At 73.2% G+C, this 15,104-nt stretch carries 1 protein-coding gene; it reads right to left on the bottom strand.

Annotated elements, in window-relative coordinates; genetic code table 11:
* Positions 1-3: 3 nt before the first annotated feature.
* The gene (locus AC5WAM_RS38170; protein ID WP_495520418.1) at positions 4-15,042 is read right to left on the bottom strand and encodes a type I polyketide synthase; all 15,039 of its coding nucleotides are present in this window, start codon (positions 15,040-15,042) and stop codon (positions 4-6) included.
* Between the last annotated feature and the right edge of the window lie 62 nt (positions 15,043-15,104).

Here is a 15,104-nt window from a genome sequence, read left to right as displayed (position 1 = left end):
AGCTCAGGACCTACCGAGTTGTTCGTCGAGCAGCGAGAGCAGCTCGTCCGCCGTGGCCGTGCGCGCGTCCGTGGCGGACTCGGCGGGTTCCGTGCGGGTGTGCGCCTCGTCCCACAGGGACAGCAGCGCACGGAGGCGGGCACTGACGGCGGCGCTCTGTTCGTCGTCCGGCGTCAGGAGGGACAGTGCGGACTCCAGGCGGTCCAGCTCGGCGTCGATGGTCGGCGCCCCGCCGCCCGGGAGTTCGTCGAGGACGTGTGCGGCGAGCGCGGACGGCGTGGGGTGATCGAAGATGAGCGTCGCGGGCAGGCTCAGACCGGTGTGGGAGTTGAGGAGGTTGCGGAACTCGACCGCGGTGAGCGAGTCGAAGCCCAGCTCCTGGAAGGCCCGGCCTGGCTCCACCAGTTTGGTGCCGTCGTGGCCGAGGACGGCGGCGGCCTGCTCCCGCACCAGGTCGAGGACGGCGCGCTCGCGCTCGGGTCCGGGCAGGGAGGTGAGCCGGGCCGCCGTGTCGACGGGCGCGGCCGTCTCTGCGGCGGCCTGGGCGCGCTGCCCCGCGGACAGTTCCGCCAGGAGCGGGCTCGGCCGCACCGACGTGAAGCCCGCGGCGAAGACGTCCCAGTCGATGTCCGCCACCATCGCCGTCGGGTCGCCCTGGCGGACGGCCCGGTCGAGGGCGGCGATGGCCTGCCCGGGCTCCATGGGGGGCATGCCGCGGCGGCGCAGCTGGTCGCCGAGCGGCCCCTCGGCCATGCCGCCGCCGCCCCAGGGCCCCCACGCGACGGCGGTGGCGGGCAAGCCCGCTGCCGCGCGCCGGTCCGCGAGCGCCTCCAGGAAGGTGTTGGCGGCCGCGTAGTTGGCCTGCCCGGGGCCGCCGAGCGCGCCGGACGTCGAGGAGAACATGACGAACGTCGACAGGTCGTGCGCCCGGGTCAGTTCGTCCAGGTTCACCGCGGCGTCGACCTTCGGTCGCAGTACGGCGTGCAGGCGGTCCTCGGTGAGCGCGGACAGGACGCCGTCGTCCAGGACGCCCGCCGCGTGCACGACCCCGGTGAGCGGGTACTCGGCGGGCACCGAGGCCAGCAGGTCCGCCAGCGCGTCGCGGTCGGCCACGTCGCACGCGGCGATCGTGACGCGGGCGCCCAGCGCGGTCAGTTCCGCGCGCAGCTCCTCGGCTCCGTCGGCCTTCGGCCCGCGCCTGCTGGTGAGGAGCAGGTGCTCGGCGCCGTGCGCGATCAGCCACTTGGCGATGTGCGCGCCGAGGGCGCCGGTGCCGCCGGTGATCAGGACGGTGCCGGTGGGCGCCCAGTCCTTGGCGCGCCCTGCGGGCGCCCGCACGATCCTCCGGGCCACCACTCCGCTCGCGCGCAGCGCGACCTGGTCCTCTCCGGTGTCGCCGGACAGGACGCCCGCGAGGCGGGCCCCGGCGCGCTCGTCCAGGGTGTCGGGCAGGTCGACCAGGCCGCCCCAGCGCTCGGGGTGTTCCAGGCCGACGACCCGGCCGAGGCCCCACACCATCGCCTGGTCGGGGTGGACGGTCGTGTCGGAGGCACTGGTGGCGGCGCCGCCCCGCGTCGCGCACCACAGGGGTGCGGCGAGGCCGGTGTCGCCGAGGGCCTGGACCAGGGCGAGGGTCGCGGCGAGGCCGCCGGAGGGCAGCGCGGGGTCGAGCGCGAACAGCGACAGGACGCCCGCGACGGGCTCGCCGGTCGCCGTCCGGGCCGCGAGGGAGTCCCGGTCGACGGCCTCGCCGGTCCTGACCGGTACGACCTTCGCGCCGTGCCTGCTCAGCGCGGCGGCGACGGGTTCCTCACCGGCGCCTTCCCGGCTGACCAGGAGCCAGGTGCCCGTGAGGGCCGCGGTGGGTTCGCTCACCGGCCGCCAGGCGACGCGGTAGCGCATCCGGTCGACCGCGGAGTTCGCGGCCTGCTCGCGCCGCCACGACGAGAGCCGGGGCAGCACGTCCCCGATCGGGTCGTCGGGGGATACGGCCAGCTCGTCGGCGAGCTCACCGAGGTCTCCGTCCGCCACGGCGGCCCAGAACCGCGCGTCGACGGTACCGGTGACGTCCCCCGAGGGGGCGGCGGCCGGGGCGGGCCAGAACCGCCGGCGCCGGAAGGCGTAGGTGGGCAGGTCGACGTGCGTGCCGCCGGCGGTGAGTTCGGCCCAGTCGACGGGGGTGCCGAGGACGTGCAGCCTGCCTGCCGCCGTCACCAGTTCGGTCGCCTCGGGCCGGTCGCTGCGCAGCGCGGGCACGAACACGGCGTCGGCCGCGGTCTCCTGGCCGAGGGCGGTGAGCACCCCGCCAGGACCGACCTCCAGGAACACGTCCGCGCCCTGTGCCCGCAGCGTGCCGACGGCGTCGGCGAACCGCACGGACTCCCGTACGTGCCGCACCCAGTACTCCACGGATCCCAGTTCCGCCGCGGAGGCCTGGCCGCCCGTCAGCGTGGACACGATCGGGATCGTCGGCGCCTGGAAGTCCACGCCTTCCAGTACGCACCGGAAGTCGTCGAGCATCGGCTCCATGAGCGGCGAGTGGAACGCGTGACTGACCTTGAGCCGGGTCACCTTGCGGCCCGCCTCGCGCCAGCGCTCACCCACCGCCTCCACGTCAGCAGCGACACCCGAAATCACCACCGAGGACGGGCCGTTGACCGCCGCGATGCCCACCGTCTCCGGCAGGTCCGCAGCGACCTCCTCCTCCGTCGCCTGGACCGCGACCATCGCGCCGCCCTCGGGCAGCGCCTGCATCAGGCGGCCCCGGGCCGACACCACCGCGGCGGCGTCCGCCAGTGACCACACGCCGGCCACGTGGGCGGCGGCCAGCTCACCGATCGAGTGCCCCGCAAGCAGGTCGGGGCGCACCCCCCAGGACTCCAGGAGGCGGAACAGCGCCACTTCGACCGCGAACAGCGCGGGCTGCGTCACCCCGGTCTCGTTCAGCGCGTCGGCGTCGTCGCCGAACAGCACGTCCAGGAGCGGCTGTTCGGAGTGCGCGTCGAGGTGGCGGCGGGCCTCGTCGAGCGCGTCGGCGAACACCGGGAAGCGCCCGTACAGTTCGCGCCCCATGCCCAGGCGCTGCGCGCCCTGCCCGGCGAACAGGAACGCCAGGCGGTGCCCCGCCGCGACGCCGGAGACCAGGCCGTTCGCGGCCCGCCCCTCGGCGAGCGCCTTGAGTGCCGTGAGCAGGCCTTCGCGGTCCTGTCCGACGACGACCGCCCGGTGGTCGAGGGCGGCCCGGGACCCCGCGAGCGTGGTGGCCACGTCGGGCAGGTCCAGCTCCGGGTGCGCCACGAGGTGGGCGCGCAGCCGCTCGGCCTGCGCCCGCAGCGCGTCGTCGCCGCGCCCGGAGAGGAGCACCGGCAGCGCGGACGTGTCCGGCGCGGGCCCGCTCGCCGGCGTGCCGGGCGCGGCGGCCTCCGTGCCGGGCGCCTGCTCGATCACGGCGTGCGCGTTGGTGCCGCTGAACCCGAAGGAGGACACGCCGAACCGGCGCGGCCTCGCGGCGTCCGGCCAGGGGCGGGCCTCGGTGAGGAGCTCCACGTCTCCGGTCGACCAGTCGACCTGCGGGGTCGGCTCGGCGACGTGCAGCGTCTTCGGCAGGACGCCGTGGCGCATCGCCATGACCATTTTGATGATGCCGCCGACACCGGCCGCGGCCTGGGTGTGACCGATGTTCGACTTCAGTGAGCCCAGCCACAGCGGCCGGTCCTCGGGCCGGTCCTGGCCGTAGGTGGCGAGGATCGCCTGCGCCTCGATGGGGTCGCCCAGCATCGTGCCGGTGCCGTGGGCCTCCATGGCGTCCACGTCGGACGCGGTCAGGCCAGCGCCCGCCAGGGCCTGCCGGATCACGCGCTGCTGCGAGGGGCCGTTGGGCGCGGTCAGGCCGTTGGACGCGCCGTCCTGGTTCACCGCGGAGCCGCGCACCACCGCCAGTACCTGGTGGCCGTTGCGCCGCGCGTCGGAGAGCCGCTCCAGGACGAGCATGCCGACGCCCTCGCCCCAGCCGGTGCCGTCCGCGTCCGACGAGAACGGCTTGCACCGGCCGTCGGCGGACAGGCCGCGCTGGCGGCTGAAGTCCAGGAACGCGCCCGGCGTCGACATCACCGCCACGCCGCCCGCGAGGGCCATCGCGCACTCCCCCCGGCGCAGCGCCTGCGCGGCCAGGTGCAGGGCCACGAGCGACGACGAGCACGCGGTGTCCACCGTCACCGCCGGGCCCTCCAGGCCGAAGGTGTAGGACAGCCGGCCGGCCATGACGCTCGCCGCGTTGCCCGTGCCGATGTATCCCTCGACGCTCTCCCCGCTCGCCACCAGCGCCGTGACGTAGTCCTGGATGCTGGTGCCCGCGAAGACGCCGATGTCGCGCCCCCGCACCGAGTTCGGGTCGATTCCGGCCCGCTCGAAGGCCTCCCACGACGTCTCCAGGAGCAGTCGCTGCTGGGGGTCCATGGCGAGGGCCTCGCGCGGCGAGATCCCGAAGAACGCCGCGTCGAACTGGTCGACGTCGTGCAGGAACCCGCCCTCGCGGGTGTACGTGGTGCCCAGGTGGTCGGGGTCCGGGTCGTACAGCGCGTCCAGGTCCCAGCCGCGGTTGCCGGGGAACTCGCTGATGGCGTCGGTGCCGTCCAGGACGAGCCGCCACAGGTCCTCGGGCGAGTCGACCCCGCCGGGGTAGCGGCAGCTCATGCCGACGATCGCGATCGGCTCGTCCGTCACGTGCGCGACGGCGTGGGTGGGCGCTGCCGCGACGGGCGCGCCCGCCAGCTCGGCGCCGATGTACGCCACGAGCGCGTCGGGGGTCGGGTAGTCGAAGACGAGCGTGGCGGGCAGCCGCAGCTCGGTGGCCGCGTTGAGCCGGTCCCGGAACTCGACGGCGGTCAGCGAGTCGAAGCCCAGCTCCTTGAACGCCCGCTCGGGCGAGATGACTTGGGCGGAGCTGTGGCCCAGCACGGCGGCCACGTGGCCGAGCACCAGGTCGAGGAGTGCCTTGTCGCGCTCGGCTTCGGTGAGGCCCGCGAGGGACTGCGCGAGCGCGGAGCGGGCGGCCTCGGGTGCGGCGGTCCTGCGTGCCGTACCGCGTACGAGACCGCGCAGGAGGTGCGGCACCGGCTGGGTACGCGCCTGGCGGCGCAGGGCCGACAGGTCCAGCGGCAGCGGCGCGACCGTGGCCCGCCCCGTGGAGCCCGCCGCGTCGAACAGCGCCAGGCCCTCCGCCGGGCCGATCGGGAGGGCACCGTTGACCGTCGGTCGTACGTCGGTGCCTTCGGGGCTCTCGCCCGTACCGTCCTGGGCGGCCCACGGGCCCCAGGCAAGGGAGGTCGCGGGCAGCCCCTGGGCACGCCGGTGCTCGGCGAGCGCGTCGAGGAAGGTGCTGGCCGCCGCGCGGTCGCCCTGGCCGGGGGTTCCGAAGACACCCGAGGCCGGGGAGAAGAGGACGAACGCGGAGAGATCCAGGCCGGAGGTCAGCTCGTGCAGGTGCCAGGCTGCGTCGACCTTCGGCCGGAACACCGCGTCGATCCGCTCCGGCGTCAGCGAAGCGATCGTGGCGTCGTCCAGCACGCCCGCCGTGTGCACCACGGCGGTCACCTCGTGCTCAGCGAGCAGAGCCGCCACCGCGTGCCGGTCGGCCATGTCGCAGGCGGCGAGCACGACTTCGGCGCCCTGCGCGGTGAGTTCGTTCCGCAGGTCCTCGGCGGCCGTGCCGTGGCCGCCCACCAGGAGCAGGCTTCGCACGCCGCGCTCGGCGACCAGGTGGCGGGCGACCAGGCCGCCCAGCGTGCCCGTCGCCCCGGTGACCAGGACCGTCCCCTCACCGAAGCCGGGGTCGTCCACGACGGGCTGCGTGACGCGGGCCAGCCGGGGTATTCGGGCTTCGCCGGAACGCACCGCGAGCTGCGGCTCCCCCGTGGCCAGCACGGAAGGCAACGCCTCCAGCGAAGCAGCCTCGTCGTCCAGGTCGGCCAGCACGATCCGGTCGGGGTTCTCCGACTGCGCCGACCGCACCAGACCCCACACCGCAGCCTGCGCGAGATCCCGCACACCCTCATCGGGAGTGCTGCTCACAGCGCCGTTGGTCACAACCACCAGGCGCGCCGCTGAGAACCGCGCATCCGCGAGCCACGCCTGGACAGCGTTCAGCGCCCAGTACGCGACCTCACGCGCACCCACCACCGGATCGGACGCGGAGTCCACCGGGCAGGACAGCACGACGAAGTCCGCCAGCTCCCCGTCCCGCGCCCCCGCCAACGCCTCCAGATCGGACCACTGAGCCGTCGGTACGTCTCCGTCGGGCAGAGCGACAGGCGCCCAGTCGACACCGAACAGCGCGTCGCTCGGCTCGTTGCCCACGGCCTGGTCGGGCGCGGCCGGGCGCAGGACGAGCGAGTCGACCGTGGCGACGGGAACACCCGCCCCATCAGCGACCGCCAGCGACACCGCATCCGCCCCGGTGGACGCCAGCCGTACCCGCAGGACCGTCGCCCCGGCAGCGTGCAGGCGCACACCCGACCATGAGAACGGCAGCCTGCCCGCCCCATCGGCCTCACCCATCAGCCCAATGGCATGCAGCGCCGCGTCGAGGAGCGCCGGATGCAGGCCGTAGCCCTCCGTCTTCACGCCCTCTTCCGGCAGCGCGACTTCGGCGAACACCTCGTCCCCGGCGCGCCAGGCGGCCCGCAGCCCCTGGAACACCGGCCCGTAGCCGAAACCTCCGTCGGCCATGCGGTCGTAGAACCCGTCCAGATCCACGGCCTCCGCCCCGGCGGGCGGCCACGCGACCAGGGAGACCCCACCGGCAGGCCGACCCTCACGCAGCACGCCGCTGGCATGCCGGGTCCACGCGCGCGCCTCGTCCACCTCGCCGGTGCTGGAGTAGAGGGTCAACTCGCGCCTGCCCGACTCATCCTGGGCGCCCACCCACACCTGCACCCGCACCGCACCGCTCTCGGGCAGCAGGAGAGGTGCCTCCAGCGTCAGCTCCTCCACCAGGTCACACCCGACCTGGTCCCCCGCACGCACCGCCAGCTCCACGAAGGCCGAACCCGGCAGCACCACCGACCCCATGACCTCGTGATCAGCCAGCCACGGATGCGACTGCACCGACAACCGGCCCGTCAGCAACACACCATCCGTACCAGCCAGCGTCACACTCGCACCCAGCAGCGGATGCTCCGCAGCACCCAGCCCGGCCGCCGACACATCCCCCGCCGACGACACCACGTCCAGCCAGAAGCGCTCCCGCTCGAACGCATACGTCGGCAGGTTCACCCTCCGGCCACCACGACCGGCGAAGAACACCTCCCAGTCCACCCGTACGCCCCGAGCGCACAGCTGCGCCACCGCCGACACCAGCGCGGACTCCTCAGGACGATCGCCACGCAACACCGGTACGAACCCGGCCTCCGGCGCGGACTCCCGCCCCAGAGCCGACAGCGTCCCGCCGGGGCCGACCTCGACGAAGGTGCCCACGTCCTCGCCCACCAGTGCGCTCACGGCATCGGCGAACCGCACTGACTCGCGTACGTGCCGCACCCAGTACTCCGGCGACGCCAACTCCTCGGCACTCGCCCGCACACCGGTCAGCGTCGAGACGATGGGGATCGCGGGCTCGCCGAACGACACCGCTTCCAGCACCTGTCGGAAGCCGTCCAGCATCGGGTCCATCAACGGCGAGTGGAACGCGTGAGAGACCTTGAGCCGGGTGACCTTGCGGCCCGCCGCACGCCAGCGCTCACCCACCGCCTCCGCGTCAGCGCCGACACCCGAAATGACCACCGAGGACGGGCCGTTCACCGCCGCGATGCCCACCGTCTCCGGCAAGTCCGCAGCGACCTCTTCCTCCGTCGCCTGAATTGCCACCATCGCGCCACCCGACGGCAGCGCCTGCATCAACCCCGCACGCGCCGACACCACCCTCACCGCATCCGCCAACGACCACACACCCGACACATGCGCGGCAGCCAACTCACCGATGGAGTGACCCGCCAGCATGTCAGGGCACACACCCCACGACTCCAGAAGACGGAACAACGCCACCTCGACCGCGAACAACGCAGGCTGCGTCACCCCCGTCTCGTTCAACGCGTCCGCGTCCTCACCGAACAGAACCTCGCGGACCTCGGGAGCCAGGAGAGCCAGGACCTCGTCGAGGGCCTCGGCGAACACCGGGAAGCGGCTTGCCAGTTCGCGGCCCATGCCCAGACGCTGCGAACCCTGGCCCGAGAACAGGAAGCCCACCCGGCCGGGCTCGTCGCCGACGCCCGCAACCGCAGCACCGGTCGTCCGCCCCTCGGCCACGGCCTCCAGCGCAGCCAGGAACTCCGACCGGTCCGCAGCGACCACCACCGCACGGTGCTCCAGCAGGGCGCGCGAGAACACCAGCGCGCGGCCCACGCCCGCCACCGGCAGGTCCGAAGAGTCCTCCACAAAGGACTTCAGCCGTGCCGCCTGCTCCCTCAGTGCCACCGGGCTCTTCGCCGACAGCACCCACGGCACCATCGCGCCATCGGGCAGCGGCTCCGGGGCCTCCTCCCGCTCGATGACGGGGGCCTGCTCGATGACGGCGTGCGCGTTCGTACCACTGAACCCGAACGACGACACACCAGCCCGCCACGGCCGACCCACCACAGGCCACGCACGCTCACCCGTCAACAACTCCACCGCACCCGCCGACCAGTCCACGTGCGAAGACGGCTCATCCACGTGCAGCGTGCGCGGCAGCACACCATGGCGCATCGCCAGCACCATCTTGATCACACCCGCCACACCAGCGGCGGCCTGCGTGTGACCGATGTTCGACTTCACCGACCCCAACCACAACGGCCGGTCAGCAGGACGATCCTGGCCGTACGTCGCAAGCAGCGCCTGCGCCTCGATCGGGTCACCCAACTTCGTCCCCGTGCCGTGCGCCTCCACCGCGTCCACGTCGGACGGGTTCAGACCCGCACTCGCCAGCGCCTGACGAATCACCCGCTGCTGAGAGGGACCATTCGGAGCCGTCAGACCATTGGACGCACCATCCTGGTTCACCGCCGAACCACGAACGACTGCCAGAACCTCATGCCCATTGCGCTGAGCATCCGACAGGCGCTCCACCACCAGCATCCCGACGCCCTCACCCCAGCCGGTGCCATCCGCACCATCGGAGAACGCCTTGCACCGGCCATCCACCGAAAGCCCCCGCTGACGGCTGAACTCGATGAAGGCACCCGGCGTCGACATCACCGTCACACCGCCCGCGAGTGCCAACTCGCACTCGCCCGACCGCAGCGCCTGCACCGCCAGGTGCAGGGCCACCAGGGACGACGAGCACGCCGTGTCCACCGTGACGGCCGGACCCTCGAAACCGAAGTTGTAGGCCAGGCGGCCGGAGATCACGCTCGCCGAGATGCCGGTACCTGCGTACCCCTCGACGGTCTCCCGCGCGGCCATCAACAACGCCGCGTAGTCCTGGCCGTTCGTACCGACGAACACGCCCGAGCGACTGCCCCGCAGTGCGTTCGGGTCGATCCCGGCCCGCTCGAAGGCCTCCCACGACGTCTCCAGGAGCAGTCGCTGCTGGGGGTCCATCGCCAGGGCCTCACGCGGTGAGATCCCGAAGAACGCCGGGTCGAAGTCCGCCACGCGGTCGAGGAAGGCACCCCTGCGGGAGTACGACGTGCCCGTGCCGTCGGGGTCGGGGTCGTAGAGCGCCTCCAGGTCCCAGCCCCGGTCGGCCGGGAACTCCGACACGGCGTCGCCGCCCTCGGCGATCAGGCGCCACAGGTCCTCCGGGGACTCGACCCCGCCGGGGAAACGGCAGCTCATCGCGACGATCGCGATCGGCTCATCGGTCACGCCCTGCGCCGCCGGTCCGCCGGACACGACGTCGACGACTCCGCCAAGCAGCTCGGCGCCCAGGTGTGCCGCGAGGGCGGCAGGCGTCGGGTGGTCGAAGACCAGTGTGGCGGGCAGCGCGAGCTCCGTCGCCGCGCCGAGGCGGTTGCGCAGCTCGACGGAGCTGAGCGAGTCGAAGCCGAGCTCCTTGAAGGCGCGTTCGGGCGCGATCGACTGGGCGGAGCTGTGCCCGAGCACCATGGCCACATGCCCGCTGACGAGGTCGAGGAGTGTCTTCTCCCGCTCGGCGGCGCTCAGGCCCACCAGGGACTGGGCCAGCGCGGACCGGGCGGCGGCGGGAGCGGCGGTCCTGCGTGCCGTACCGCGTACGAGACCGCGCAGGAGGTGCGGCACCGGCTGGGTACGCGCCTGGCGGTGCAGCACCGGCAGGTCCAGCGGCACCGGCGCGAGCAGAGGCCGCCCCGTGGAGCCCGCCGCATCGAACAGCGCCAGGCCGTCGGCCACGCCGAGCGGAAGCACTCCGCCCCTGGCCATGCGTCGCACGTCGGCGTCGCCGACGCTGCCCGCCATGCCGTCGGCCGTCTCCCACAGGCCCCAGGCCAGGGAGGTCGCGGGCAGTCCCTGGGCACGCCGGTGCTCGGCGAGGGCGTCCAGGAAGGAGTTGGCGGCCGCGTAGTTGCCCTGACCGGGGCCGCCGAACACCCCGGCCGCGGAGGAGAAGAGGACGAACGCGGAGAGGTCCAGGCCGGAGGTCAGCTCGTGCAGGTGCCAGGCCGCGTCGACCTTCGGCCGGAACACCGCGTCGATCCGCTCCGGCGTCAGCGAAGTGATCGTGGCGTCGTCCAGCACGCCTGCCGTGTGCACCACGGCGGTCACCTCGTGCTCAGCGAGCAGAGCCGCCACCGCGTGCCGGTCGGCCATGTCGCAGGCGGCGAGTACGACCTCCGCGCCCTGCGCGGCGAGTTCGTTCCGCAGGTCCTCGGCGCCCTCGGCCGCCGCGCCACGACGGCTCACCAGGAGCAGGCTCCGTACACCGCGCTCCGCGACCAGGTGGCGGGCCACCAGGCCGCCCAGCGTGCCCGTCGCCCCGGTGACCAGAACCGTGCCCGCGCCGAAGCCGGGGTCGTCCACCGCCGACTGCGCCGCCCTGACCAGGCGAGGTGCACGAGCCTCGCCGGAACGCACCGCGAGCTGCGGCTCCCCCGTGGCCAGCACGGAAGGCAACACCTCCAGCGAAGCAGCCTTGTCGTCCAGGTCGACCAGCACGATCCGGCCCGGATTCTCCGACTGTGCCGACCGCACCAGACCCCACACCGCAGCCTGCGCCAGATCCCCCACGCCCTCATCAGGTGTGCCGCTGACAGCCCCCTTGGTGACGAGGACCAGACGCGCCGCTGCGAACCGCTCGTCGGTGAGCCACGTCTGCACCGCGTTCAGCGCCCAGTACGCCGCCTCACGCGCACCCGACACCGGATCGGACGCGGAGTCCACCGGGCAGGACAGCACGACGAAGTCCGCCAACTCGCCATCTCGCGGCCCCGCCAACGCCTCCAGCTCCGACCACTCAACCCTCGGAGCATCACCGTCAGACACGGGGACCGACACCCAGTCGACGCCGAACAGCGCGTCCCGGTCCTGCCGCGTCAGCGTCTCCGGCACCGGGCCCAGTACCAGCGATTCGACTTCGGCGACCGGAGCGCCCGCCCCGTCGGCGACCGTCAGCGACATCGCGTCCGGCCCTGCGGGCGCCAACCGCACTCGCAGGGCTGTCGCCCCCGCCGCGTGCAGCCGCACACCCGACCACGAGACCGGCGACCGGGCCGTGTCACCGTCGCCGTCCGCCACGCCTACCGCGTGCAGTGCCGCGTCGAGGAGCGCCGGGTGCAGACCGTAGCCCTCGGTCTTCGCGCCCTCCGGCAGTGCGACCTCGGCGAACACCTCGTCGCCCGTGCGCCACGCGGCCCGCAGCCCCTGGAAGACCGGCCCATAGCCGAAACCTCCGTCGGCCATGCGGTCGTAGAACCCGTCCAGGTCCACGGCCTCCGCCCCGGCAGGCGGCCACGCGACCAGGGAAGCCCCAGCGGAGCGCCCGCCCTCCCTCAGCACGCCCCCGGCATGCCGGGTCCACGAACGCCCCTCGTCCAGCTCGCCCGTGCTGGAGTGGAGAGTGAGCTCGCGCCTGCCCGAGGTGTCCTGAGCGCCGACCCACACCTGCACCCGCACCGCACCGCTCTCGGGCAGCAGGAGAGGTGCCTCCAGCGTCAGCTCCTCCACCAGGTCACACCCGACCTGGTCCCCCGCGCGCACCGCCAGCTCCACAAAGGCCGAGCCCGGCAGGACCGCCGACCCCATGACCTGGTGGTCGGCCAGCCAGGGGTGGCTCTGGAGCGACAACCGGCCCGTGAGGAGCACACCATCCGTACCGGCCAGGGCGACACTCGCGCCCAGCAGCGGATGCTCCGCGGCACCCAGCCCGGCCGCCGACACATCCCCCGCCGACGGCAGCACGTCCAGCCAGAAGCGCTCCCGCTGGAACGCGTACGTCGGCAGGTCCACGCGCCGCCCGCCCCGACCGGCGAAGAAGGCTTCCCAGTCGAGTCGTACGCCCCGCGTGTACAGCTGTGCCACGGCCGACACCAGCGCGGGTTCCTCGGCCCGGTCGGCCCGCAGCACCGGTACGAACCCGGCCTCCGGCGCGGAGTCCTGACCGAGGGCCGACAGCGTCCCGCCGGGGCCGACCTCGACGAACGCACCCACACCCTCGTCCACCAACGTGGCTACGGCATCGGCGAACCGTACGGACTCGCGTACGTGCCGAACCCAGTACTCCGGTGAGGCGAGGTCCTCGGTGCTCGCCACCCTGCCGGTGAGGGTCGACACGATCGGGATCGCGGGCGCCGCGTACGACACGCTCTCCAGGACCCGGCGGAAGTCATCCAGCATCGGGTCCATCAGCGGCGAGTGGAACGCATGGCTGACGCGGAGCTTGGTGACCTTGCGGCCCGCCGCACGCCAGCGCTCACCCACCGCCTCCGCGTCAGCGGCGACACCCGAAATGACCACCGAGGACGGGCCGTTCACCGCCGCGATGCCCACCGTCTCCGGCAGGTCCGCAGCGACCTCTTCCTCCGTCGCCTGAATTGCCACCATCGCGCCACCCGACGGCAGCGCCTGCATCAACCCCGCACGCGCCGACACCACCTTCACCGCGTCCGCCAGCGACCACACACCCGACACATGCGCGGCAGCAAGCTCGCCGATCGAGTGACCCGCCAGGAAGTCGGGGTGCACCCCCCACGACTCAAGGAGACGGAACAGCGCCACCTCGACCGCGAACAACGCGGGCTGCGTCACCCCCGTCGCGTGCAGCGCGTCCGCGTCCTCGCCGAACAGGACCTCGCGGACCTGCGGTGCGAACTCCGCGAGCACCTGGTCCAGCGTCTCGGCGAACACCGGGAACCGAGCGGCCAACTCCCGCCCCATGCCCAGGCGTTGCGAGCCCTGGCCTGAGAACAGGAAGGCCAGCAGGCCTGTGGCGACGGTGCCCGTGATGGCGCCCGCCGTCCGTGTGCCCTCGGCCAGAGCGGTCAGAGCGGTCAGCCGGGTTCCCGGGTCGTCCGCGATGACGACCGCGCGGTGGTCGAAGGACGCTCGCGTCGTGGCGAGGGAGAGACCGACGTCCACGGGGTTCAGGCCGGTCACACCCGAGCGGAGCCGCTCGGCCTGCTCCCGCAACGCCTCGGCGCTCCGGGCCGAGAGCACCCACGGCACCACGCCGGCCGCCGGACCGGGCGCCCCATCGGGAGCGGGCTCCTCGATGGCGGGGGCCTGCTCGATGATGGTGTGCGCGTTCGTGCCGCTCACGCCGAACGACGACACGCCCGCGCGCCGCGGACGGCCCGTCTGCGGCCACGCCTTGGCCTCCGTCAGGAGCTCCACGGCACCCGCGGACCAGTCCACGTGCGAGGACGGCTCACTCACGTGCAGGGTGCGCGGAAGCACGCCGTGCCGCATCGCCATGACCATCTTGATGACACCGGCGACACCGGCGGCGGCCTGGGTGTGACCGAGGTTGGACTTCACGGAGCCGAGCCACAGCGGGTGTTCGGTCCGGTCCTGACCGTAGGTGGCCAGGAGCGCCTGGGCCTCGATGGGGTCGCCGAGGGTGGTGCCGGTGCCGTGGGCCTCGACCGCGTCGACATCGGTGGCGGTCAGGCCTCCGCTCGCCAGGGCCTGGCGGATGACGCGCTGCTGGGAGGGGCCGTTGGGCGCGGTCAGGCCGTTGGACGCGCCGTCCTGGTTCACCGCTGAACCGCGGACGACGGCGAGGACCTGGTGGCCGTTGCGCTGCGCGTCCGACAGACGTTCGACCAGGAGCATGCCGACGCCCTCGCCCCAGCCGGTGCCGTCGGCGCTCTCGGAGAACGCCTTGCACCGGCCGTCGGGAGCAAGGCCCCGCTGGCGGCTGAACTCGATGAAGGCACCGGGCGTCGACATCACCGTCACACCACCCGCGAGCGCGAGTTCACACTCACCCGAACGCAGCGCCTGCACCGCCAGGTGCAGCGCGACCAGGGACGACGAGCACGCCGTGTCCACCGTGACGGCCGGACCCTCGAAACCGAACGTGTACGACAGGCGGCCGGAGATGACGCTCGCCGAGATGCCCGTTCCGGCGTAGCCCTCGACGGTCTCCTGTGCGGCCATCAGCAAGGCCGCGTAGTCCTGGCCGTTCGTACCGACGAACACGCCCGAGCGGCTGCCCCGTAACGCGTTCGGGTCGATGCCCGCCCGCTCGAAGACCTCCCAGGAGGTTTCGAGGAGGAGGCGCTGCTGCGGGTCCATGGCGAGGGCCTCGCGCGGGGAGATGCCGAAGAAGCCCGCGTCGAACCGCATCGCCTCGTGCAGGAATCCCCCCTCGCGTGCGTAGGTGGTGCCCGAGCGGTCGGGGTCGGCGTCGTACAGCGACTCCAGGTCCCAGCCCCGGTCGGCCGGGAACCCGGACACCGCGTCCGCCCCGGACTCGACGAGGCGCCACAGGTCGTCCGGCGACTCGATCCCGCCGGGGAAGCGGCAGCTCATGCCGACGATCGCGATCGGCTCGCTGTCCTTCTCCTCGGCCTCGCGGAGCCGTTGCTTGGTCTGCCTCAGGTCCGCGGTCAGGCGCTTCAGGTAGTCGAGGACTTTGTCGTCGGTCGACATGTGCTTGCTGCCCCTTTGGGTGAGTGTCCGTACCCGTGCTGATGAGGGTCCGTGCCGGATGA

The sequence above is a fragment of the Streptomyces sp. JLYT201 genome (assembly GCF_059448825.1).
Note: the sequence above shows the minus strand (reverse complement) of the source record. Positions and strands in the feature narration are given on the sequence as shown.